Source organism: Neomicrococcus lactis, assembly GCF_014200305.1.
Lineage (GTDB): Bacteria > Actinomycetota > Actinomycetes > Actinomycetales > Micrococcaceae > Neomicrococcus > Neomicrococcus lactis.
Genome location: NZ_JACHBL010000001.1, coordinates 808952 through 831946 on the forward strand (window position 1 = coordinate 808952; position 22995 = coordinate 831946).

Genomic DNA, 22995 nt, shown 5'->3' on the forward strand with positions numbered 1-22995 from the left:
AACTCACGAAGACGGGGTGGCTTGTGAAAAAGTGGAATATCCGACGCTAAGGTTTTGTCGAGTGAAGCGCACTAGGTTTTTTGCCGCTTTCATGCGGGTTGCGGCTCTCGGTTGAAGGTCGCGTAGTGGGCGGTTTCGAACTCCATAGGGGGAATATATCCCAAGCTGGAGTGGAGGCGTCGGTTGTTGTACCAATCGATCCAGCCGGCGGTGGCGTATTCGACGTCGGCGAGGGTTTTGTAAGGAGCTGAGTGGAAGATCGTGGTGCGGATGCACTCGGCCTTGTAAAGGCCGTTGATGCTTTCCATGAGCGCATTATCGTAAGCGTCCCCGACGGACCCGATCGAGGGCTGGATCTGCTCGAGCGCAAGGCGTTCGGTGTAGCGCAGCGACGTGTACTGGGACCCGGCATCGCAGTGGGCCCGAAACGAACGGGGCTGGATCGGGTGACCGTCTCGCTCACGCTGCCATACAGCCATCCGTAACGGGATGAGCACCAGATTCGTGTGCATGCTGGTAGCGGCATGCCAGGCAATAATGCGTTGCGAGAACACGTCAACGATGAACGCGACGTAGCAGAATCCTGCCCAGGTCCTCACGTAGGTAAAGTCCATGACCCAGGTGTGGTCTGGCCGTGGGGCGGTGAAATCCCGGTCGAGCAGGTCACCGGCCCGAGTGCCGTCTTTGGCCGGTATCGTGGTGCGGATTCCCTTGTCCCGGCGTACCCCAGCGAGCCCCAGAAGGGTCATCGCCCGATCAACAGCCCCTGCGGAAGCGTTCACGAAACCGGGCTGACGGCGCACCAGTGCGGTCATTTTCCGCCGACCGTAGAGGCCCTCAGGCGTCATCGTGCGCTGCCCGGACGCAGTGGTGGTCCATGCCAGGTCGCGGACCTTGTCGACCACGAGCGCGTCGGCCATCGTTCTGGCCGCCACCGCATCCTGTTTCCAGTAGCGGTAGGTTCTCGCGGCGATCTGGTAGCCCTGCTCGCGCAAGACCCGGCAGATCGACTCGACCGCGAACCCAGCTGCGTTCATCTGATCAATGCACGCAGCCATCAACGGTTGCGGGGGTCGAGTTCCCCCGCGAAGAAAGATGTTGCCGCTCGAAGGATCGCCACGTCTTCTCGCAGCCGCCGGTTCTCGGCCTTGAGCCGCTTGATCTCAGACTGCTCGTTCGTTGTGACGTCTCTGCGTTCGCCGGTATCGACTTGGGCTTGGATCACCCAACGACGCAACGACTCCTTCCCCACACCGAGCTGCTTCGCTACAGCCGTGACCGCGGCCGTCAACGACGGATACTCCGGCGAGTGCTCCGTGACAAGACGCACGGCGCGCGCTTTCACTTCCGGATCGATGATCTTAGACATACTGCTCATTCTCCTAGACTCAAACAGGAGCGGCATCAAACCTAGGACGCTTCACCCTTGGCGGGGTTCGGGTCGATTCCGGAACTCATCGCGAGGACTGCCGCCAGCGTTGGCCCGATGCAGGGAGCCCAGCCCAGGCCGAAGGTCACCCCGAGCACCGGCGCCCCCCAAAGCCCTGCGGGTGGTTTGCGATGGATTTTCGCATCGCGTTGCATGAAGGAAAAACCGCCCATGAACACCACGCCCATGAGGATCACCAGCACGCCCAGGAGTTGGGTGACCCAAGAACCTTCGAATCTCATCCAGACGGCGATCTGTGAAAAGACCACGCCCGCCAGGACAAAGACGGCAGTGAAACCGAGGATGAACAGCCCAATGCCCGCGACCATGCGACCACGCTTCTGTTCGGCGAGGTCGGCGCCGGACAGGCCGGTGACGTAACCCAGGTAGCCAGGCACCAAGGGCAGCACGCACGGGGACAGGAAGGAGACCAGTCCCGCAAGGATGGCGACGGGGACCGCGAGGATCAGCGAACCGTCCTGCACAATCTCTGCAAACTGGTTGCCCCCCTGTGCAGGAATTGCGAGGCAGGCAACGAGCGATGAAAGCATCACAGGGCCTCGGTGAGGGCGGTATCGATCAGGGCCTTGAGCGTACTTTTTTCTGCAGCACCCAGAATGCGTGCCGCGACCCTGCCCTGCCTATCCAGCACCAGGGTGGTGGGCACCGCTTGCAACGGAACGTACTGGGTCATGGCCAGCTGGATCGCGCCCTGGGTGTCCTGCACCGAGGGGTAGGTGATGCCGAAGGTGCGCTCGAACGCCTCGGCGGCCTCCTTCTCGTCGCGCACATTGATGCCAATGAACTCGACCTTGCCCTCATATTCGCTGCTGAGTTCCACCAAGTGCGGGGCCTCGATCCGGCACGGTGCACATGCCGCGTACCAGAAGTTCAGCACCGTTGCCTGGCCCACCCAGGTGGCCGAATCAATGGTGGTTCCGTCGTAGGCCACCGCGCTGATCTTGACCGGTGCGGTGCGGGATTCCGGACCGTATTCCTCCACCGAGCCATCGCCGGCTATGTAGTTCTTGTTGTTTCCCTCCCGCGCCTGCTTGGCCAGGGAGTCCTCATCTCCCACACATGCCGCCAGTGGCAGGACAGCGGCGCCAAGCACGGCTGCACGCAGGAAAGCGCGGCGTCCCGCATACTTCAAGGGGGACGGAAGGTGGTCGGCCATGATTTCTAGCTCCTGGGATGTTAGCAGCGTTGGCCAAGAGGTCCACGCTGGGTATATACATTGCGGACTGCGAGGCGGGTTCCGGTATTACCGGCACCGTCCCCACCGTGGATTGCTGGGGTTATGTGGCAACCTGTTCCAGTTCGGTTTCGGGGTTCGGGGATTGCGGTGACGAAAGCGTGCCGGCCCTGTCCTTGCCGGAGGTGGACTTGTTAGAGTCCAAAGGCCCCTCCCTCGACGAGGATGAACACCCCGAGGCCGATGAGGACGAGAGGGAACAAGATGTCTTCCCAGCGTTCCAGGACCTCGGCAATCGGCCGGCGCGTGGCAAGGAACTTGGCCAGCACCACGAGAACTGCAACCAGTGCGAGGAAGGCGATGCAGTATGCCACCACGGCGGTCGGTCCCACGCTGAGGAAAACCGGAACATAGACCCCGATGTTGTCCCCGCCGTTGGCGAAGGTGACAGCCGCGACAGTCAATACCCCCACGTTCTTGCCAGCGACTTTGGCATCATCGTCGTCGTCGGCTGCCCGCCAGGCTCGCCAGGCTCGCCATGCCGCCCACAGGCCGAGGAACAGGGGGATGAGGCCGAAGTAGGGGATCGCCTGGGGAGGGAGGAATACCCCTGCGCCTAGCGCCACGAGGACGGCCGCGGCGAGGATTCCGCCAAAGCCGAGATACTGGCCCGCCAGGATCCGGGCCGTTGTCCCGCGCTGTCCGGCACCGCGGGCGAAGAACAATGAGAGCACGATGATGTCGTCGATGTTGGTGGCCATGAACAGGCCGATGGCCTGCAGGATGGAGGGGATGAGATCCATGGTGTCCTTTCAGGGTGGGGGATCGGTGGCGCCACCGGTATTTTGTCCGCGCTGCGCCGGATTGCGGCAGGGCGAGTCGGACGGACTATCCGGGATTTTCTTCCGGTTGGCGCCTGAACGCCCCGAGGACCATCAAGGCGGCACCCCCGGTGACGAAGACGTCTGCGAGGTTGAAGGTGGGGAACCATCCGCTGTGCAGGAAGTCCACGACCCCGCGCCCGTCCAGCCGGTCAATGAAGTTCCCCGATGCGCCGCCGAGCAACAGGGCCGCCCCCGTGCGGGAGAGCCCGGTCATGGCCGGTTCGGAAGCCAGCAGGAACCAGAACAGGGCCGCGATAATCAGCCCGGTCGCGGCCGCGACCGTCCAGGGCGGGAGGGACGCGCCGAGGCTGAAGGCCACCCCGGTGTTGTAAAACAGCCTGATGTCCAGCGGCCCCAGGCCCAGGGACTCGCCCACGGTCAGGTTTCTCTCCGCCACCCACTTCGAGACAAGGTCGGTGGCGGCGAGCAACGCCGCCCCGCCCAGCATCACGGTCCGGGACCGGGACCGGAAGTGGCCGGACCGCCCTCCTGTGGTCCGCTCGGCTGCCGCGCTCATGCCGCAGGCTCCAACACGGGGCCGGGCTGCCGGGCGTCAAGCTGGTTTTTCCGTGCTATCCGTCCGGCACGAACGCCGTTGGCGATGACAAGGATCTCGGCCAGCTCGTGGATCAGGACCACGGCCGCCAACCCGAGGATCCCGAACAAGGCAAGCGGGATCAGGAGGGCGATCAGCAGCAGGGACAGCCCGACGTTTTGCAGCATGATGCGGCGGGTCCGCCGGGCGTGGTCCAGCACCTGGGGCAGGTGGTTCAGGTCCTCGCCCATCAGTGCGACATCGGCGGTCTCGATGGCGACGTCGGTGCCCATGGCACCCATGGCGATGCCGGTGTCGGCCGTGGCCAGGGCAGGGGCGTCGTTGACGCCGTCACCGACCATGGCGGTGGGCCGGTTCGCCTTGAGCCGGCGGATGATGTCCGCCTTGTCCTCGGGGCGCAGATCGGCGTGGACCTCGGTGATGCCGGCGTCCTTCCCCAGGGCGTTGGCGGTGATGGTGTTGTCGCCGGTGAGCATCACTGTCGTGTAGCCGGACCGGGTAAGCCGGGCGATGACTTCTCGGGCTTCGGGGCGAAGCTCGTCGCGGACCGCCACGGCTCCCACTACCTGGCCGTCCTGTTCAATCAGCACCGCCGTGGCACCGGCCCGTTGCATGCGCTCCACATCCGCGGCCAGTTCACCGGGCTCGATCCAACCCGGGCGGCCCAGGCGCACCTTTTGCCCGTCGAGCAGGCCTTCCAGTCCGGCTCCGGGGACCGTGTCCACGTCGGTGACGTTGGCCCGGTCCGGGGTCGCGGCGAGGATGGCGCGCGCCAGCGGGTGCTCGCTGCGTTCTTCGAGCCCGGCGGCCAGCGCCAGCACCTGCGTGCGGGTCGCCGGGCCGGCGGTGGCGACGTCGATGACGGCCGGTTGGTTGCGGGTGAGGGTGCCGGTCTTGTCCAAGGCGATGGTGCGGATCCTGCCCAGGGTTTCCAGCGCCCCGCCGCCCTTGATCAGCACGCCGATGCGGCTGGCCGCACCGACGGAGGCCACGACGGTGACGGGCACGGAGATCGCCAGCGCGCAGGGCGAGGCGGCGACCAGCACCACCAGGGCGCGTTCGAACCAGAGCACGGGTTCCCCGACGATGAACCCGAAGACGATGATCAGGCCCGCGACGATGAGGATACCCGGGACGAGCCGCTTGGCGATGGAGTCGGCCAGGCGTTGGCCGGGGCCCTTGCGGGACTGTTCGGCCTCCACGATGTGCACGATGCGTGCCAGGGAGTTGTTCTCCGCGGTGCTGGTGACCTCGACCTCCAGCGGGCCGGTGCCATTGATGGAACCGGCCCAGACCTCGGTTCCCGGACCGGCTTCGACCGGCACCGATTCGCCGGTCAACGCCGAGGTGTCCAGGGAGGTGCGCCCGGTGACGATCCTGCCGTCCGTGGCGAGCCGTTCCCCCGGGCGCACGACCATCCGATCCCCGGGGACGAGTTCTGCCGGGGATACGGTGAACTGGGTGCCGTGGCGCAGCACCGTTGCCTCGGCCGGGACGAGGTCCAACAGGGCGCGCAGACCCCGCCGGGTCTTGGCGAGGGAATATTCCTCCAGGCCTTCGGAGATGGCATAGAGGAAGGCGAGCATCGCTGCTTCCTCGATTTGTCCCAGCAGCACCGCGCCCACCGCGGCGATCGTCATCAGGGTGCCGACGCCGATCTTGCCCCTAACCAAGCTCCGCAGCGTGGAGGGAACGAAGGTCCAGGCCGCGACCAGCAACGCGATGATTTCCAGCGGCAAGGTCAGCCACTGCGGGCCCCCGACCAGGGAAGTGATCCAGCCAGCCAGCAGCAGCACCCCGGACACGGCGGCGGCACGGACCTCTCTCACCTGCCAGAAGCCTTCCGCTTTCTCTTCGCCTGCCGTGCCGGGGGCCATTGTTTCGTCGCTGCAGCCGCAGGCGTCGCTCATCGGGCACTCTCCTGGATGGTGTCGTTTTCCCTGGCGGCGGTGCCATAGGTCGGGCACAGGCTCACCGCGTTGCCGGTCGCGGCCAAGAGGATTTCGGCCTGGGCCAGCATGTCCATGAGCTCGGGACGCGTCAGCGAGTAGTAGACACTGCGGCCCTCTGCGCGGCCCTCGACGAGTCCACAGTCCCGCAGGCAGGCCACGTGCGTGGACACGGTCGATTGGGCCAACCCCAGCTCATGGGTCAGTTGGCTGACCCTGACCTCACCATGCGCCATCCGCTTGACGATGGCGAGGCGGGCTGGATCGCCCAGGGAATGGAACAGGGCGGCTGCCGGGTCAAGCCCCTTGCAGCCGTCTTCACCGCTATATTCAATCGTCATACATCGATCATATCGTAAATTACGATATATCGAGTTTGATGAACGCAGTGGAGGCTTCCAGGGCACGCTCCTGACCTCGACTGACGGGAGCGTCGGGGATCGAGAAGGCGTAGTCGGGCCGAATGCTGGATGCCGAGTGAGGTGGCTTTCACCCGACCTCGGAAATGGATCACTATACATTGGATCATGTACCGTGGTGTTTGATGAAAAGCGCAACCCCCACGCATACCTCGGCCTTGACGCAATTGGGCCACGCCCTGTCGGACGGGACCCGGACCCGGATCCTGTTGGCCCTGCGTGACGCCCCCGCGAGGCCCTCGGACCTGGCCACGGAGCTGGGCGTCTCCCGGCAGTCGATGTCGAACCAACTCACCTGCCTGCGCGGATGCGGACTGGTTGCGGCCCAGCCGGAGGGCCGCAACACCTGGTACCGGTTGGCCGACCCACGGCTCGGATCGGCCTTGGGTGATCTGCTGGAACTCGTCCTCACCGTGGACCCGGATTGCTGCACCCCCGAAGGATGCACCTGCCGGTGACGGGACAGCCGATCATCAGGGAACCGCATTCCTCCTTGCCACGGTGCACCGAACAGCCGCGCCCGGCTACGGCCATTCCACCCCACACTCCCCACCCGTCCGGCCTGCCCTAGTGCACGCCGGCCACAGAACGGAACACCACGTGAGCACTCCGATCCCTCCCAGCACCCGATCCCCGAAGAAACCCAAGATCGTCGTCTGGATCCTGCTGGCCGCCGCCGTTGTCGCTGCGATCATCGGCTACGCCGTCGCCCAGGGAAACTCCAAGGCCGCTTCCCCCCAAGCAGCCGACGCCGCCACCACCGAACAGCAGGTCGTCCGGGAGAACAGCCGGGTGCTTTCCCAAGCACCAAGCGAGAAGGCGGTCCTGGTGGAGTTCCTGGACTACGAATGCGAAGCCTGCGGTGCGGCCTACCCGTTCGTCGAGGAGCTGCGCGCCGAGTACTCGGAGAACGTCACCTTCGTCCACCGCTACTTCCCGCTGCCAGGGCACCTGAACTCCACGAACGCCGCCGTGGCCGTGGAGGCCGCAGCCCAGCAGGACGCCTACGAACCGATGTACAAGAAGATGTTCGACACCCAAGCCCAGTGGGGCGAATCCGCCGACAATAAAAGCGCCCTCTTCCGCACCTATGCCGAAGACCTGGGACTGGACATGGCCGCCTACGATGCCGCCGTCGCCGACCCGGCCACCGAGGAACGCGTGAAGCTCGACATCGCCGACGGCAAGGCCCTGGGAGTCAGCGGGACCCCGACGTTCTTCCTCGATGGAAAGATGCTCAATGTGCAAACCCTGGAACAGTTCAGGGCCGCCGTCGCAGCAACGGCCGCCAACTAATCCGCCGTCGCAGCAACGGCCGCCAACTAATCCGCCGTCGCCAGATCCGGAAGAAGACTCCATGAGCACACCGGCCACCGCTGATCCCGTAGCCGGCCCCCGGGACCCGGCGATCCGGGTACCCAGCTTCGCCCGCCCCCGCACCTTCGGCCTCGTGCTGCTGGTCACCGGGGCCGTGGGCTGGGTCGCCTCGGCCATCCTCGTCCTGGAACGCCTGGCCCTGTATGAGAACCCCGGCCACGTGACCAGCTGCGATGTGAACCCCTGGGTGTCCTGCGGGCGGGTCATGGGAACCTGGCAGTCGGAACTCTTCGGCTTCCCCAACCCGCTGATCGGCATCGTCGCCTTCGCCCTCATCCTGGCCACCGCCATGATGGTGCTCTCCGGAGCCTCCCCGGGGCGCTGGTACTGGGCCGGGATGCAAGCCGGAGTGACCTTGGGCGCGGTGTTCGTGGCCTGGCTCTGGAGCCAGGCCCTGTTCGAGATCTACATCCTGTGCCTGTACTGCATGGTGGTGTGGGCGGCGATGATCCCCTTGTTTATCCTGCTCACGGTCCGCAACCTCGTCCACGGCGTCATTCCCGCGCCCCGGGCCGTGACCAGGCTCGCCGCCGAGTGGGCAGGCACCCTCGTGGCCATCGCCTACGTCTTGGTCGCAGGGTCGGTCTTTCTGCGATTCCTGCCCGCTTTCATCGGCTGACCGGTCAGCCAGACAATCGGGGCCGTCAACCGCATTTTCTGCCAACCCATGGAGAGCCTAGAGATGTCCGTCGAATTAAACTCCGTGGTGTCGTGCCCGTCGTGCGGCGTAGCCACTTCCGTTCAGATGCCGACCGACGCATGCCAGTTCTTCTGGGTATGCCCCGGCTGCGGGGAGCGTCTACGCCCAGCGGTGGGGGACTGCTGCGTTTTCTGCTCCTATGGAACGGTTCCCTGCCCACCCAAACAGCAGGAGCGGGGTCTGCTCTAAGCGGGATACACCGCGACTGGACGTAGCATGTCGAGAAACGGTCATTTGACGACATCCCGAACCTGTCGGCGACACGCCGCGGAAACAATGTCTGAAATCCGTGCCGGAAATCAACGTCGTCAAACCATGCAGCACCGGTATTATCGACACATGTTGATCGGATACGCGCGGGTCTCCACCGCCGACCAAAACCCTGACCACCAAACGGATGCCCTGGCCCGCGCCGGCGTCGACCCGGCAAACATCTACCTCGACCATGCCAGCGGTGCCAAGGCCAGCAGGCCCGAGCTCGACAAGGCCCTCGCCTCGGCCAACCGCGCAGGCGACCAGCTGGTCATCACCCGCCTGGACAGGCTCGGACGCTCGGTGCTCCACCTGGTGACCCTCGGTGCGGCCCTCCGCGAGCGTGGTGTGGGATTACGTGTCCTTGAGCAGGGCATCGACACCACGACCGCGGAAGGACGTGCGATGTTCGGAATGCTCTCAGTCCTGGCCGAACTGCAACGAGAACTCATCGTCGCCAACACCCGCGACGGACTCGCCGCCGCCCGCGCCCGCGGGCGAACAGGAGGAAGACGCCCGAAACTCACCCCCGACCAGGCCCACCACGCCCAGCAGCTCTACGACGCGGGGACCCATACGGTCCAACGCATCGCCGACCTCCTCCAGGTCCCGCGCTCCACCATCTACGGGCACCTCGACAAGGCAAGCATCGGACGGCGCCCCACCGCCAAAGCGACCCTGGAGGCTTAGCGCTCAATCCGTCCCCATTACTACCAAGACCCCGTGTCAGCCTCGGTGAAGGCGGGACAGTTCCCCATGGTCCAAGACGTGCCGTCGCCGTCCCACTGGACCGGAGCACAAGGGTTTTTTCAGTCTGGACGAAGCACGACGCGTGGGACGCAGCGGGTCCCAGGCGCGGCATGAATCAACAAACCATCCCAGAAAACCCACACAGAAGCAGCCGCCTAACTCCCACTGGCCCCATTCACCTTGAGAAATTCCGTAGCGCCGCACTCCACTCCGAACACGCCTAGGGGCTCATGTTTCCGCGTCGGGCGCCAGCTTTTATCACTAAGCTGGCAATGACCATACCTACGAAGGCGTATGAAAGCATGGATTGCGAGCTCGCTATTACGACGATTTCCCACCAGGGCACTACCCCGATATTGCGGTAGTACTGCTCGTCGTACTGGAGTCTTCCCACGACGATGACGGCTACTGTAATCGCTCCCGCAGTGATACGTCCGGCGACGGGCGCCCACCAGATTTCCTGTGATGCAAACAGGAGGGCTGCGGCAGCACAAACGACCAAAGCTGGCACCACAGCTGGAGCAGAGCTGCTAATCGTCTAAGTACCATTTGCACAAGCTCCATGAGTTGCTATAAGGAGCATGCGTCATGGTTACCGGTCCTCCATATTGGCCTACGGCATAGGCAAGGATGCTGTAGGTGCTGGCGGATCGGGTCTCGACTTGCGCGTACAAGAGGGATGCGTTGCCAGAGACGAACCCCCGCCCACCAGTGTGCGACCCAATTATGCTTGAAGCGGCGTATGAATCTTCAATACGAGATGTTGAATTTGCGTATTGTGACTCTGCAGCATATGCGGCTATTGGAGCGGCAAAAAGGGATAAGGCGAGAGCGCTTGTCAAAGCGATTGACGCTCGACCGGGCTTTGATCGCTTGGGTTTTTCGTTCACGTCCTGAACCACTGATCCCCCTCATCATGTGATCCACCTCACTGTGGATTGGAACTGATTACCTTCTGAAGTGGCAAGTCTTGTCAAGGCGATTGGATGAGGATGTTCCCGCGGTCCGCAGACGATCGCATGGAAGACGCCGCCCGAGGCGCGGATGTAGCCCTGGATTGTAGAGGTTCTTGATGTATCGCCTGTCGTGTACGCCAAAGTAATGGCCTCCGGGCTTTGCAATAAACAAGGCCTACGAAGATCAGGCCCAGCGCTACAAGCCGGAAAGAATGCTGGTCAACGGCTGCACTTGGCAGGAAATCGCACTATCGTCGGATATTTCACTTTTTCACAAGCCACCCCAAGACAACGCCGCGTTGGAAACAGGGTGTGCATAGACAAAAAGAAGCGGGCCCACTCAATGAGTGAACCCGCTTCCGCAGTAGCTAAGTGACGCTGACGTCTCTTGCTACAGGACCTCTAATAAGGCTTAGGCAAGATCCTTGGCAGAACGCGTCAAGGTTTCCAACCAAGAACGGCGAGCGGCAAGAGCCTCTTCTGCCTGCTTGATCTTCTTCTCGTTGCCCTGAGCCTTAGCCTTCTGCAAATCATCTTCAAGATCTGCAATGGCATCTTCGAGCTGGGACAGCATGGAGTTGCTGCGAGCCTTCTTCTCAGGGTTGGAACGGCGCCACTGGTCGTCTTCGACGCCCTTGATTTCGGCCTCAACCTGGCGAAGGCCGGCTTCGATGCGCTGAATGTCCTTACGAGGAACCTTGCCAGCAGCTTCCCAGCGCTCACGCACGGAATCAAGCTTCTTCTTGGCCTCGTTGAGGTTCTTCACGGGAAGGATGGCGCGAGCCTCTTCCAACAACGCTTCCTTGACCTTCAAGTTGACTTCGAACTCTGCCTCGACAGCCTTGTTGGCAGCCTGGCGAGCCTCAAAGAAGACATCCTGCGCTGCGCGGAAACGGGACCACAAAGCGTCGTCGTCCTTGCGGGACGCACGCTTGGACTGCTTCCACTCATCCATGAGCTTGCGGTACTCGGTTGCCGTAGCAGCCCAGTCCGTGGAGTTCTGGAGAGCTTCTGCGCGAGCAATCAAGGATTCCTTCTTTTCCTTGGCTGCCGTGTTGTCAGCATCGAGCTGGCTGAAGTACGCGCGGCGGTGACGGTCAAACGTGGTGCGTGCACCACGGAAGCGCTTCCACAGCTCGTCCTCGGTGGCCTTGCCCAAGCGCAGGCCGGACTTCTGAGCCGTCTTCCAGGCATCAAAAAGCTCCGTCATGCGAGCGCTAGCGTTCTTCCACATCATCTGCGATGGGTCCTTGCCAGCAATCTCTTCAGCCTCGGAGACGATTGCTTCGCGGGACTCAAGTTCCTTCGCGCGGCGCTCTTCAAGATTCTTGCGCTCTTCGTTGTGAAGGTTGGAGATCGCCAACTTCACATTTTCCAAACGAGATTCGAGAGCGGCGATATCGCCAACCATCAAACGCTCTGCCACCAAAGCGGACAGGTGCTCGGCTGCCTTGTTCATGTCGCCAGCTGGAGCCTTGGCAACAATGCGCTGCTCCAACAACATGACCTGAGAAACGACGTCGTCGTGCTTACGCACAAAGTAAGCGAGCGCCTCTTCCTTGGTTGCGTCCGGGTACTGGCCCACAGGGAATTCCTGACCATCGACGATCACGAAAACGTGGCCGTCCTCGGTAACGCGGGCGAACTTCTCTGCTTCGTCAAGAGGCGTGGAGTAAGCCGGTGGTGCGGCCACGGGTGCCTGCGCGGGCTTCTCTTCTGCTGGCTTGACCGCAGCAGGCGACGGGTGAGGGGTTGCAACTGGCTTCGCTGCAGGCGCCTCGGTCACCTCTTCAGTTGCGGTGGCCTCTTCAGGCTCCGTCGCTACGGGCTCCGCCACAGGAGTCGCCTCTGGTGCAGATACTTCTTCGGGGGAGGACGACGCCGCAGCTTGCGTTTCCGCTTCTGCCGTTACGTTGGTCTCTTCTGACGTCGGCGATTCCGTCGACGAAGCTTCGTTCGACTGGTTGAAATCGTCGGATTGCTGACTTGTAGTCACCGCTATAACTCTCTCATTCTCGGAAGGCTCACGAGTTCGTGTGCCAACTAACACGCCCACTTTACCGATTCTCGGCGCTTTATTCTCGCTTGTTGTGAGAACAGTCTTTAGTTCGTCACCGGAAGTGCCAACTTCAAGAACAATCGCAGGCTGGACATAGAATGGGGAGGCCGAAAGACGACGACGATAATGTCGCATGTAAGGAGCATCAATTTAATGGCACGCAAAGCCTCCCTGTCAGGATTTCCCGAATGGTTGCCAGCAGAGCGCCTCGTGGAACAACATCTCTTGGACGTCTTGCGTCGCACCTTTGAGCTCCACGGTTTCTCCAACATTGAAACTCGAGCAGTGGAACCCGTTGGTCAGTTGCTCCAAAAGGGCGAGATCGACAAGGAAGTGTACGGAGTTGGCCGTTTGCAAGCCGGCGAAGGCGAAGCGATCTCGGCAACGGACCCGAACGCTCTCGCCCTCCACTTCGACCTCACGGTGCCGTTCGCCCGTTACGTCGTAGAGAACGCCGGCTACTTGGCGTTCCCGTTCCGCCGTTACCAAATGCAGAAGGTGTGGCGTGGCGAGCGTCCTCAGGATGGCCGATTCCGCGAATTCACGCAGGCAGACATCGACATCGTGGGTGACGGCTCGTTGCCATTCCGCTATGACGTTGAGCTCGCCCTCGTCATGATCGAGGCGCTGACCAACCTCAACATCGGTGACTTCACTGTTCGTGTGAACAACCGCAAGCTCTCCGAAGGCTTCTATTTGGGTCTTGGTCTCACTGACACGGCGGGCGTGTTGCGCAACATCGACAAGCTCGAAAAGATCGGTGCCGAGAAGGTCAAGCAACTCTTGATGAGCGAAGTCGGTGCTACGGACGAGCAGGCTGAGAAGGCTCTGGCCCTCGCAAGCATCCGCACTCCGGACACGAGCTTCGTAGAGCGCGTTCGCGAACTCGGCGTTTCCCACGAGGTCTTGGATCAAGGTCTTGCCGAGCTGGCTGAAGTGGTGGGCTCCGCCGCTCAGCGTTCCCCTGGACGCATTGTGGCCGACCTCGCGATCGCTCGCGGGCTGGACTACTACACCGGCACTGTGTACGAGACGATGATCACCGGTCACGAACAGTTGGGCTCCATCTGCTCCGGTGGACGTTATGAGTCCCTCGCCAGCAAGGGCAGCAAGACGTATCCAGGTGTGGGACTCTCGATCGGCGTGTCCCGTTTGGTGTCCCGCCTCTTGGCTACTCAGACGCTCTTGGCGAACCGTTCGGTTCCAACCGCCGTCTTGGTGACGCTCGAAAACGATGACTCATGGAACCAGGCTCAGGATGTAGCGACCGCTCTTCGTGAACGCGGCATCCCGGTTGAGGTTGCCCCGAGCGCCGAGAAGTTCGGAAAGCAGATCAAGTTCGCTGACCGTCGCGGCATTCCGTTCGTCTGGTTCACGAGCGCTGAGAAGGGCCACGAGGTCAAGGACATCCGCTCGGGTGAACAGGTTCAGGCTGACCCGGCCACCTGGATGCCTCCAGCTGAGGACATGCACCCGCAAATCCTTCGTCCAACCACGGACTCGGCCACGGCCTAGACCATTGACGGACTAGACCGCTGACGGTTTAGCCCTCTGTCGGTTTTGGGCTGCGTTGCAAAAGCCAGCGCAACCCAAGACCGACCGCAAAGACCATTACCATCACCAAGATGCTGGTCAGTGGCAACGTGATCACGAGCGCCAAACACAGCGCCAAGCCCAGAACATTGAGCCACTTCGGCGAGAAGCGTGGACGTTCGCTGCCCGAGAGCTTGAGCGCCGAGGCATTGGCAATCGCGTAGTACAAGAGCACGCCGAAGCTTGAGAAACCAATGATCGTGGTGGGATTCGTGGCAATAATCAGCACTGCCGCAAGAAGTGCCACCATGATCTGTCCAAACCACGGCACATGATGTGACGCGCTAATGCCGCCAAACGCTTGAGGGAGATCTCCCTCGCGAGACATTGCAAGTGCGGTTCGAGAAATACCGGCAACAAGAGCCAACAAAGCCCCGAAAGCCGCAACGCCAGCAGCGACCGGTACCAACCACTCGGGCCAGCCCACAGCGCGGGAGACTTCTACCAATGGGGCCTTGCTCTCTCCAAGAGCCACGATGCCCACCCGGTGCACCGACGCTATCCACACCAGCGCATAAATCACGAACGTGATACCCAAGGCGCCGAAGATGGCCCGCGGAATGTTCCGGCTGGGATCGCGCACTTCTTCACCCATCGTGGCAATACGTGCGTAACCGGCAAATGCAAAGAACATCAACCCCGCGGCCTGGAAAACCAGCCACGGCGATCCGGCCAGTGAGGCAGTGAGTCGAGCTGCGTCGTCGTACTGGAAGGAAGGCCCTGTCAGCGCTACGAGAGCCAAGGTCAATAGAAGTAGGAAAACCGGGATCACCACGAGGCGGGCGGCGAATGCGGTGCGCGTGATGCCGAGCAAGTTGATGGCTGTGACCACGAGGATGGCCGCAAGGCCGAGGTAAACGGCATAGCCTGGCGCCAAATAGAGGCCAACCGTGTAGGCCATCGCGGCGCAAGAGGCAGTTTTGCCGGTGACGAAACCCCAGCCCGCAATGAATCCGGCAACCGGGCCGAGTTCACGGTTGCCATAGAGGTACGCGCCACCGCTACTGTGGTGCTTCATGGACAGCGCCGCCACGGCCAGTGCGTTCGCCACCGCCGTGACCGCAGCGAGCAACACGGCGATCCACCAATTCCATCCAGCCAGTGCAGCGACCGGCGCGAGCACCACGAAGATGCCGGCGCCCACCATGGACCCCACCCCCAAATTGACGGCGTCGAAGAGTCTCAGGCTGCGGTCGAGGGAGGGAGATGTAGTGGTCACGAGGGTCATGATACGGAGTAAGAGTGGCCCCAAAGTGAACCGTGGGAGACTTACGGGTCCTCGAGAACCGGTAAACTCATGGGAAACTACTGCAACGGCAACTTGCGCGCGCCAATTTTGCGCCCTGTTGCTTCCACTGTTTCGAAAGGACAGCTTTGCTGCGCACTCATGGCCTGGGCACACTCCGGGCGGAGAACATTGGGGAAACCGTCACTCTTGCGGGCTGGGTAGCCCGTCGTCGCGACCATGGAGGTGTGGCCTTCATCGATTTGCGCGACGCCAGCGGTGTGGCTCAGATCGTGATTCGTGATGAGGCGGACTTCCACCACTTGCGCAACGAGTTCGTTCTGAAGATCACCGGAAAGGTGGAGCGTCGCCCAGAGGGCAACGAAAACGCTGCCCTCGCTTCCGGTGACGTTGAAGTTATCGCTGACGAAGTTGTGGTGTTGAACACTGCAGCTCCATTGCCGTTCCAGGTGGACGAGCACGTAGAGGTAGGCGAAGAGGCTCGCTTGCGCCACCGCTACCTCGACTTGCGTCGCCCCACCCCGCACCGCAACATGTTGCTTCGCTCCGAAGCCAACCGGGTGGCACGCAACTTGCTCCACGAGCAGGGCTTCGCCGAAATCGAAACCCCAACGCTGACCCGCTCCACTCCAGAAGGCGCTCGCGACTTCTTGGTTCCAGCTCGCTTGGCTCCGGGATCCTGGTACGCGTTGCCCCAGTCTCCACAGCTGTTCAAGCAGCTCTTGCAGGTGGGTGGCTTCGAGAAGTACTACCAAATCGCTCGTTGCTACCGCGACGAAGACTTCCGTGCAGACCGTCAGCCAGAATTCACGCAGTTGGATATTGAAGCCAGCTTCGTGGATCAAGAAGACATCATTGCTTTGGGCGAGTCCATTGTGAAGGCACTCTGGAAGCTCATTGACGTTGAGATCGAAACCCCGATCCGCCGCATGACCTACGCCGAGGCCATGGAGAAGTACGGCTCTGACAAGCCAGACCTCCGCTTCGGACTCGAGCTCACCGAGCTGACCGAATTCTTCAAGGACACCACCTTCCGTGTGTTCCAGGCTCCATACGTTGGCGCCGTGGTCATGCCAGGCGGCGCTTCCCAGCCTCGCCGTACGCTCGATGCGTGGCAGGAATGGGCCAAGCAGCGCGGCGCTAAGGGCCTCGCATACGTGCTCATCCAGGAAACTGGTGAGCTTACGGGCCCAGTGGCCAAGAACCTCACCGATTGGGAGCGCGAGAACCTCGCCGCAACCGTTGGCGCCAAGCCAGGCGACTGCGTCTTCTTCGCAGCCGGCGACGCTTCCAGCTCCCGTGGCCTCCTCGGCGCAGCCCGCGTGGAGATCGGTCACCGCACCGGTTTGATCGACCCCAAGGACTGGGCATTCGTATGGGTTGTTGACGCACCGCTCTTCGAAGCTGCTGACGCTGCTCGCGCCGCTGGCGACGTTGCCGTGGGTGCTGGTGCATGGACCGCTGTGCACCACGCGTTCACGTCCCCGAAGCCAGAATTCATGGACACCTTCGACACCGATCCAGGCTCCGCACTGGCCTTCGCTTACGACATCGTCTGCAACGGCAACGAAATTGGTGGCGGTTCCATCCGTATCCACCAGCGCGAAGTTCAGGAACGCGTCTTCAAGGTCATGGGAATTGACGAGGAAGCAGCGAATGAGAAGTTTGGCTTCCTGCTCGAGGGCTTCAAGTTCGGTGCTCCTCCTCACGGCGGCATCGCTTTCGGCTGGGACCGTGTAGTGGCTTTGCTCGCTGGCGAAGAATCTATCCGCGAAGTCATCGCCTTCCCGAAGACCGGCGGTGGTTACGATCCGCTGACCGCAGCTCCAGCTCCTATTACGCCACAGCAGCGTAAGGAAGCCGGCGTTGACTTCAAGCCTGAGGTCAAGAAGTCCGTCAAGACGGACGAGGCTCCAGCAGAAGCAGCTGACGCCAAGTAGGCATAAATGATGGGCAGGTTCCCGAGTTCATAGTGAACTTGAGAACCTGCCCATTGTTGTCTCTTGATACTTTGGGAAACATGGCGGGCTATGCCGGAAGGTCGTCCGTATCCACAATCAGCGTGAACGGCCCTGAGTTCACGAGTGACACTTCCATCTCGGCGCCAAATACGCCGGTTTCCACGCGCGCGCCGAGCTTGCGCAGGTATTCCACAAAGTATTCGTACAGCGGTTCCGAGTGATCGCGCCCGGCGGCCTTCGTCCAGGACGGCCTGCGGCCCTTGCGCACATCGCCATAGAGCGTGAATTGGCTGACCACCAGCAGGGGAGCGTTGGTCGAGGCGCACGATGCCTCATCCTCCAGCATCCGCAGATTCCAGATCTTCTCCGCCAGCACTTCCGCCTGACGTTGCGTATCCGCGGGCGTCACGCCCAGCAGCACCAGCACGCCCGGTTCATCGATCGCTCCAACAACTTCTCCCACCACGTTCACCGACGCTTGGGTCACTCTTTGGGTAACAGCTTTCACCCTGACACGGTATCGAATATTTTCCGTGCGCCGGTGCCGATAGGGTTGAACGGTGAGTGATTTGTTTTCGTCGGATATTGAGGATGAGGATTACGACGACGCCAGCTCGGCTTCCAGCGCCAGCACTACGTCCCGTAGGCCTCGCTTGCCGCTGCCTGTGCGCATGCGCCCCAAGTCCATGGACGAAGTTGCGGGCCAGCGACACTTGCTCAAGCCAGGCGCTCCGCTTCGCCAGCTAGCGGGTGAAGACACCGGGGGACCGGCAGGACCGACGAGCGTCATTCTTTGGGGTCCTCCAGGCACGGGAAAGACCACGCTTGCTCACGTCATCGCAAACCGCGAAGGCCGTAAGTTCGTTGAGCTCTCCGCCATCACCGCTGGTGTGAAAGATGTTCGCCGCGTCATGGATCAGGCGCTCCAAGACCGCGACCTGCGTGGCATCACCACCGTGCTGTTCCTCGATGAGATCCACCGCTTTAACAAGGCGCAGCAAGACGCGTTGCTTCCGGGCGTCGAGAACCGCTGGGTGGTTTTGGTGGCGGCCACGACGGAGAACCCCAGCTTCTCCGTGATTTCTCCCTTGCTCTCGCGTTCCCTGCTGCTCACACTCAAGCCGCTTGAAACTGCAGACATTCATGAACTGATTGAGCGCGCCGTCACGAGCGAACGCGGGCTAGCGGGAAGCGTCCAACTAACTCCCGAGGCGCTCGAACACATTGTTCGGCTCTCCGGAGGCGACGCTCGACGCGCCCTGACCGCGCTCGAAGCCGCGGCCGGCGTCGCGTGGGGCGAGGCCCATGCCAACGGAACGCCTAAGAGCGCGGACGCGAGTGGCGTCGTCGTAGTGGAAGTCACCGCCGAGCACGCCGAGCGAGCCATGGATGCCGCCGTGCAGCGCTACGACAAGAACGGGGACGCGCACTACGACACCGCAAGTGCTTTCATCAAGTCCATCCGCGGCTCTGATGTTGATGCGGCGTTGCACTACACGGCGAAAATGCTGGAGGCGGGGGAGGACCCGCGCTTTATTGCGCGGCGCCTCATGATTAGTGCTAGCGAGGATATTGGCATGGCTGATCCCACCGCACTGCAAACAGCCGTTGCGGCGGCCCAAGCGGTACAGCTGGTGGGCATGCCCGAAGCACGGATCATTCTGGCGCAAGCCGTGGTTCATCTGGCCACCGCGCCGAAGTCGAACGCGTCCTACAACGCCATCGGTGAGGCCATCAGTGATGTGCGCGCGGGGAAGGGCCGCGGAATTCCGGCCCACTTGCGGGACGCGCACTATCCGGGTGCCAAACAATTAGGCCACGGGAAGGGCTACATTTACTCGCACGATGAGCCTCACGGCATCGCTCATCAGCAGTACGCGCCGGACGATTTAGTGGGCAAGGACTACTACCAACCCACCGCGAATGGAGCCGAACGCGCCATTGGGGAACGGCTCGAGCGCATCCGCCAAATCCTGCGTTAGTTTCTGGTAAGATTGATCCTCGGCTGGCAAGCAAATCCCCTTTTTTGAAGGTGGCATTGTGCTGTAGTACGAGGGCAGCGGTTGTCCCTCACTCTCCGTACGGGAGGCCAGATATGACACACACCGCAAGTACAGAAAAGGAAACACGTGGCTAACAACACCCGTGCCCGCCGTAAGGTTCGCATTTCGCGTGCCCTCGGTCTTGCCTTGACTCCTAAGGCAGAAAAGTACATGGAGCGTCGCCCCTACGGTCCCGGCCAGCACGGCCGTGCCCGCAAGAAGGCTGACTCCGACTACGCAGTGCGTCTTCGCGAGAAGCAGCGTTTGCGTGCTCAGTACGGTATCCGCGAAGCTCAGATGACTCGCGTGTACGAAGAAGCAAAGCGCACCGCTGGCTTGACTGGTGAAAACATCATTGAGCTTTTGGAAATGCGTCTCGACGCCTTGGTGCTTCGCGCCGGCTTTGCTCGCACGATCTCCCAGGCTCGTCAGCTCGTTGTGCACCGCCACATCATGGTTGACGGCGCACGCGTGGACATCCCGTCCTTCCGCGTCAAGCCAGGCCAGATGGTTCACGTTCACGAACGCTCTGAGACCATGACCCCATTCCAGGTTGCTGCCGCCGGTGCACACCGCGACGTTCTTCCTGCAGTTCCGGGTTACCTTGACGTCAAGCTTGAATCCCTTCAGGCTACGTTGGTTCGCCGTCCAAAGCGCTCTGAGGTTCCTGTAACCTGCGAAGAGCAGCTCGTGGTCGAATACTACGCTCGCTAAAACTGAGCTTTTTAGCGTCATCTTTGATGATGCAACCCTGATAATGGAGTTCGTGGCACGTGCCGCGGGCTCCATTATTATTTTTACTAAAAACCTGCTGAACCCGGAGGCGGTAAGGTGGGATAGCTACAAGTGTGCCCGCGCGCGCTGAGCTGGTTTTGTTTAACGATTGGGTCCCGACCCCCGAAGGATCACGACTACACATGAAATCGCAAGAAATTGCACAGCGTTGGATCGACTTCTTTGTCGCTAACGGACACCGTCACGTGCCAAGTGCCTCGTTGGTGTCTACGGACCCTTCGTTGTTGTTCACGGTGGCGGGCATGGTTCCGTTCATCCCTTACTTGACCGCACGTGAAGAGCCTCCGTACCCACGCGCAGTTTCGGTGCAGAAGTGTATTCGTACCGGCGATATCGACGAAGTGGGTAAGACCGTTCGTCACGGCACCTTCTTCCAGATGGCCGGCAACTTCTCCTTCGGTGATTACTTCAAGCGCGAAGCCATTACTTTTGCCTGGACCTTGCTGACCACGCCGGTCAGCGAAGGCGGTTACGGTCTGGAAAAGGACCGCTTGTGGGTGACTGTTTACCTCGACGACGACGAAGCAGCCGCACTCTGGCAGGAAATCGCCGGACTCCCTGTTGAGCGCATTCAGCGCATGGGCATGGAGGACAACTACTGGTCCACCGGCCAGCCAGGCCCTGCAGGTCCTTGCTCCGAGATTTACTACGATCGTGGCCCTGAGTACGGTCAAGACGGCGGCCCTGCCGTTGACGACACGCGCTTCATTGAAATCTGGAACCTCGTATTCATGCAGTACCAGCGCGGCGAAGGCACCGGTAAGGATAACTTCGAGATCCTGGGCGAGCTGCCGAAGAAGAACATCGACACTGGTTTGGGCCTTGAGCGTCTCGCCATGATTCTTCAGGGTGTCGAGAACATGTATGAGACGGACCAGGTTCGTCCCGTGCTCGATAAGGCTGCTGAGCTGTCCGGCAAGACCTACACCTCCACCGAGGATCCAGCCGATCCGAACCACGCCGACGACGTTCGCATGCGTGTGGTGGCTGACCACGTTCGTTCCTCGCTCATGCTCATCAGCGACGGTGTTGTTCCATCCAACGAAGGCCGTGGTTACGTGCTGCGCCGCTTGATGCGCCGTGCCATCCGCGCCATGCGGCTCATGGGTGTGCAGGACATGGTGATGCCGGTTCTCTTGCCAGCATCCCGCGATGCCATGAAGGGCGTCTACCCACAGGTGGAGACGGACTTCGAGCGCATTTCCCGCATTGCCTACGCCGAAGAACGTGCCTTCTTGCGCACCATCGCTTCCGGCACCACGCGTCTTGAAGAAGCTATTGGCGCTTCCAAGTCCGCTGGCACCAAGCTTTCCGGCGAGGATGCGTTCACGCTTCACGACACCTACGGCTTCCCGATTGACCTGACGTTGGAAATCGCTTCTGAAGCTGGCTTGTCCGTGGATGAAGAAGGCTTCCGCTCGCTCATGAAGGAACAGCGCGAGCGTGCACAGAAAGACGCCAAGTCCAAGAAGGCCGGCCACGCCGACCTCACGGTCTTCAACAACCTTCACGCCACCGGCGACACCGTCTTCACCGGCTACACCGAGTTGGCTACCGAATCTAATGTTCGCGGCATCGTTCGCAATGGCGAGCTCGTTGACTTCGCAACGCAGGGTGATGAGATCGACTTGGTCTTGAACGCCACGCCGTTCTACGCCGAGGCCGGTGGCCAGGCAGCTGACGTGGGACTCATCAAGGGCGACGGATTTGTGGTGGAAGTTCTTGACGTACAGGCACCTATCAAGGGCCTGAGCGTTCACAAGGCTGTAGTCCGCGAAGGTGAACTTCCTGCAGACGCTTCGGTGCTGTCCGAGGTTGACCGCATTCGCCGCATGGCTGGCGAGCAGGCTCACTCCGCAACGCACATCATTCACGCCGCTCTCCACGAGATCCTCGGCCCCGATGCTTTGCAGTCCGGCTCCTTCAACAAGTCCGGATACTTGCGCTTCGACTTCACGTGGCAGGACCAGATCTCTGCGGCTGCGAAGAGCGAAATTGAAGAGGTCGCCAACCTCGCCATCCGTAACAACTTCCCGGTGACCACCAAGGTCATGAGCCTTGATGAAGCAAAGGCCATGGGCGCTATGAGCCTCTTCGGTGAAAAGTACGGCCAGACCGTGCGCGTCGTCGAGATCAATGGCGAGTGGAGCCGCGAACTCTGCGGTGGTACCCACGTGGGTGCCACTTCCCAGATCGGCTCGCTGACCCTCTTGGGTGAGCAGTCTGTGGGCTCCGGAAACCGTCGTGTGGAAGCACTCGTGGGCATGGAAGCATTCCGCCACGGCGCCGCAGAACGTGCTCTCGTGAGCGAACTCTCCGAGATGTTCCGTGCTCCAGCTTCCGAACTGACGGACCGCATCGGTCAGACCGTTCAGAAGCTGCGTGCCGCTGAGAAGGAACTTGAGCGTTTACGCGCTGCCCAGTTGGTGGCTCAGGCTGGCGAACTCGTGGCTTCCGCGAAGGATGCCAATGGCGTCAAGATCGTGACCCACCATGCGGGCGAGATCTCTTCCGCAGATGACCTCCGCACGCTTGCCATGAACTTGAGGGATCGCCTCGGTTCTGAACCAGCTGCTGTTGCCCTCACCGGCGTCTCGAAGGACCGCCCTGTGGTTCTCGTGGTCACCAACCAGGCTGGCCGCGATGCTGGTCTCAAGGCTGGCGCCTTGGTCCGTACCGCATCCGGCGTTCTTGGCGGCGGTGGCGGCGGCAAGGATGACATGGCTCAGGGTGGCGGACAGGATGCCACCAAGGTTGAAGATGCTTTGCAAGCTATCTACAACGCCGTGCGTGATCGCTAAGTCCTCGAGACAGCAACGATGACATCATTTT

20 protein-coding genes and 1 pseudogene are annotated in these 22995 nt (G+C 61.6%); 10 read left to right on the plus strand and 11 right to left on the minus strand.

Annotated features, from left to right (window positions below):
- Positions 1 to 89: 89 nt before the first annotated feature.
- The 7 genes and pseudogenes from BKA12_RS03730 to BKA12_RS03760 form a co-directional block, all read right to left on the minus strand.
- Positions 90 to 1369, minus strand: a protein-coding gene (locus tag BKA12_RS03730; RefSeq protein WP_183640744.1) for an IS3 family transposase whose coding sequence is annotated in 2 segments (ribosomal slippage) — positions 90 to 1096 and positions 1096 to 1369 — 1281 coding nt in all. Because the reading frame shifts where the segments join, the coding sequence is not laid out codon by codon here.
- A 53-nt stretch (positions 1370 to 1422) separates the two neighbouring features.
- Positions 1423 to 1980: pseudogene (locus BKA12_RS03735) on the minus strand (cytochrome c biogenesis CcdA family protein); the annotation flags it as partial.
- Positions 1980 to 2606 carry a TlpA family protein disulfide reductase gene (locus BKA12_RS03740; protein ID WP_183640746.1) on the minus strand — a complete coding sequence of 209 codons (627 nt, stop codon included), beginning with the start codon at positions 2604 to 2606 and terminating at the stop codon, positions 1980 to 1982. The gene BKA12_RS03740 and the pseudogene BKA12_RS03735, both read right to left, overlap by 1 nt.
- A gap of 212 nt (positions 2607 to 2818) precedes the next feature.
- Positions 2819 to 3427 carry a cadmium resistance transporter gene (locus BKA12_RS03745; RefSeq protein WP_183640747.1) on the minus strand — a complete coding sequence of 203 codons (609 nt, stop codon included), beginning with the start codon at positions 3425 to 3427 and terminating at the stop codon, positions 2819 to 2821.
- Positions 3428 to 3512: 85 nt separating this feature from the next.
- Entirely contained in the window at positions 3513 to 4025 is a 513-nt protein-coding gene (lspA, locus tag BKA12_RS03750; RefSeq protein WP_183640749.1) for a signal peptidase II, read from the minus strand.
- Entirely contained in the window at positions 4022 to 5974 is a 1953-nt protein-coding gene (locus tag BKA12_RS03755) for a heavy metal translocating P-type ATPase (RefSeq protein WP_183640750.1), read from the minus strand. Before BKA12_RS03755 ends, lspA begins: the two co-directional genes overlap by 4 nt.
- The gene (locus tag BKA12_RS03760) at positions 5971 to 6354 is read right to left on the minus strand and encodes an ArsR/SmtB family transcription factor (RefSeq protein ID WP_071214406.1); all 384 of its coding nucleotides are present in this window, start codon (positions 6352 to 6354) and stop codon (positions 5971 to 5973) included. Before BKA12_RS03760 ends, BKA12_RS03755 begins: the two co-directional genes overlap by 4 nt.
- Before the next feature lie 203 nt (positions 6355 to 6557).
- On the opposite strand from BKA12_RS03760, the gene BKA12_RS03765 reads away from it, so the two are divergent.
- The 5 genes from BKA12_RS03765 (at position 6558) to BKA12_RS03780 (ending at position 9451) form a co-directional block, all read left to right on the plus strand.
- Positions 6558 to 6890 carry an ArsR/SmtB family transcription factor gene (locus tag BKA12_RS03765; protein ID WP_071214405.1) on the plus strand — a complete coding sequence of 111 codons (333 nt, stop codon included), beginning with the start codon at positions 6558 to 6560 and terminating at the stop codon, positions 6888 to 6890.
- Positions 6891 to 7032: 142 nt separating this feature from the next.
- Positions 7033 to 7728 carry a DsbA family protein gene (locus BKA12_RS03770; RefSeq protein ID WP_338087414.1) on the plus strand — a complete coding sequence of 232 codons (696 nt, stop codon included), beginning with the start codon at positions 7033 to 7035 and terminating at the stop codon, positions 7726 to 7728.
- A gap of 61 nt (positions 7729 to 7789) precedes the next feature.
- Positions 7790 to 8428: a vitamin K epoxide reductase family protein gene (locus BKA12_RS03775; protein WP_183640752.1), complete on the plus strand. Its 639-nt coding sequence runs from the start codon at positions 7790 to 7792 to the stop codon at positions 8426 to 8428.
- 63 nt (positions 8429 to 8491) lie between these two features.
- Entirely contained in the window at positions 8492 to 8698 is a 207-nt protein-coding gene (locus BKA12_RS12485) for a GDCCVxC domain-containing (seleno)protein (protein WP_083411136.1), read from the plus strand.
- Between the two features lie 87 nt (positions 8699 to 8785).
- The gene (locus BKA12_RS03780) at positions 8786 to 9451 is read left to right on the plus strand and encodes a recombinase family protein (RefSeq protein WP_338087415.1); all 666 of its coding nucleotides are present in this window, start codon (positions 8786 to 8788) and stop codon (positions 9449 to 9451) included.
- Positions 9452 to 9731: 280 nt separating this feature from the next.
- Here BKA12_RS03780 and BKA12_RS03785 read toward each other — a convergent pair whose 3' ends face one another.
- On the minus strand, positions 9732 to 10025 hold the full coding sequence (locus BKA12_RS03785; RefSeq protein ID WP_183640754.1) for a hypothetical protein: 294 nt from the start codon (positions 10023 to 10025) through the stop codon (positions 9732 to 9734).
- 854 nt (positions 10026 to 10879) lie between these two features.
- Positions 10880 to 12463 carry a DUF349 domain-containing protein gene (locus BKA12_RS03790; RefSeq protein WP_338087416.1) on the minus strand — a complete coding sequence of 528 codons (1584 nt, stop codon included), beginning with the start codon at positions 12461 to 12463 and terminating at the stop codon, positions 10880 to 10882.
- Positions 12464 to 12679: 216 nt separating this feature from the next.
- On the opposite strand from BKA12_RS03790, the gene hisS reads away from it, so the two are divergent.
- Positions 12680 to 14041: a histidine--tRNA ligase gene (hisS, locus tag BKA12_RS03795; RefSeq protein ID WP_183640764.1), complete on the plus strand. Its 1362-nt coding sequence runs from the start codon at positions 12680 to 12682 to the stop codon at positions 14039 to 14041.
- A gap of 28 nt (positions 14042 to 14069) precedes the next feature.
- Here the strand turns inward: hisS and BKA12_RS03800 are convergent, their stop codons facing one another.
- Complete coding sequence (locus BKA12_RS03800) at positions 14070 to 15338, minus strand: APC family permease (protein ID WP_338087417.1); 1269 nt, start codon at positions 15336 to 15338, stop codon at positions 14070 to 14072.
- A 155-nt stretch (positions 15339 to 15493) separates the two neighbouring features.
- Here BKA12_RS03800 and aspS point away from each other — a divergent pair, with 155 nt between their 5' ends.
- Positions 15494 to 17305, plus strand: coding sequence for an aspartate--tRNA ligase (aspS, locus tag BKA12_RS03805; protein WP_183640768.1), 1812 nt, complete (start codon positions 15494 to 15496; stop codon positions 17303 to 17305).
- 88 nt (positions 17306 to 17393) lie between these two features.
- On the opposite strand, the gene dtd is transcribed toward aspS, so the two are convergent.
- Positions 17394 to 17834 (minus strand): D-aminoacyl-tRNA deacylase, encoded by a 441-nt coding sequence (dtd, locus tag BKA12_RS03810; RefSeq protein WP_183640772.1) that lies wholly within the window; start codon positions 17832 to 17834, stop codon positions 17394 to 17396.
- 52 nt (positions 17835 to 17886) lie between these two features.
- On the opposite strand from dtd, the gene BKA12_RS03815 reads away from it, so the two are divergent.
- From BKA12_RS03815 to alaS, 3 genes are all read left to right on the plus strand, one after another.
- On the plus strand, positions 17887 to 19308 hold the full coding sequence (locus BKA12_RS03815) for a replication-associated recombination protein A (protein ID WP_338087418.1): 1422 nt from the start codon (positions 17887 to 17889) through the stop codon (positions 19306 to 19308).
- Positions 19309 to 19455: 147 nt separating this feature from the next.
- Positions 19456 to 20082 carry a 30S ribosomal protein S4 gene (gene rpsD, locus BKA12_RS03820; protein ID WP_183640778.1) on the plus strand — a complete coding sequence of 209 codons (627 nt, stop codon included), beginning with the start codon at positions 19456 to 19458 and terminating at the stop codon, positions 20080 to 20082.
- A 203-nt stretch (positions 20083 to 20285) separates the two neighbouring features.
- Positions 20286 to 22964 (plus strand): alanine--tRNA ligase, encoded by a 2679-nt coding sequence (gene alaS / locus BKA12_RS03825; RefSeq protein ID WP_183640780.1) that lies wholly within the window; start codon positions 20286 to 20288, stop codon positions 22962 to 22964.
- Positions 22965 to 22995 lie beyond the last annotated feature (31 nt).

Coding starts and splice junctions, on each gene's coding strand:
- BKA12_RS03740 (WP_183640746.1), bottom strand. CDS start 2,606: ATGGCCGACCACCTTCCGTCCCCCTTGAAGTATGCGGGACGCCGCGCT.
- BKA12_RS03760 (WP_071214406.1), bottom strand. CDS start 6,354: ATGACGATTGAATATAGCGGTGAAGACGGCTGCAAGGGGCTTGACCCG.
- BKA12_RS03745 (WP_183640747.1), bottom strand. CDS start 3,427: ATGGATCTCATCCCCTCCATCCTGCAGGCCATCGGCCTGTTCATGGCC.
- BKA12_RS03765 (WP_071214405.1), top strand. CDS start 6,558: ATGAAAAGCGCAACCCCCACGCATACCTCGGCCTTGACGCAATTGGGC.
- BKA12_RS03755 (WP_183640750.1), bottom strand. CDS start 5,974: ATGAGCGACGCCTGCGGCTGCAGCGACGAAACAATGGCCCCCGGCACG.
- alaS (WP_183640780.1), top strand. CDS start 20,286: ATGAAATCGCAAGAAATTGCACAGCGTTGGATCGACTTCTTTGTCGCT.
- BKA12_RS03780 (WP_338087415.1), top strand. CDS start 8,786: ATGTCTGAAATCCGTGCCGGAAATCAACGTCGTCAAACCATGCAGCAC.
- BKA12_RS12485 (WP_083411136.1), top strand. CDS start 8,492: ATGTCCGTCGAATTAAACTCCGTGGTGTCGTGCCCGTCGTGCGGCGTA.
- BKA12_RS03775 (WP_183640752.1), top strand. CDS start 7,790: ATGAGCACACCGGCCACCGCTGATCCCGTAGCCGGCCCCCGGGACCCG.
- hisS (WP_183640764.1), top strand. CDS start 12,680: ATGGCACGCAAAGCCTCCCTGTCAGGATTTCCCGAATGGTTGCCAGCA.
- lspA (WP_183640749.1), bottom strand. CDS start 4,025: ATGAGCGCGGCAGCCGAGCGGACCACAGGAGGGCGGTCCGGCCACTTC.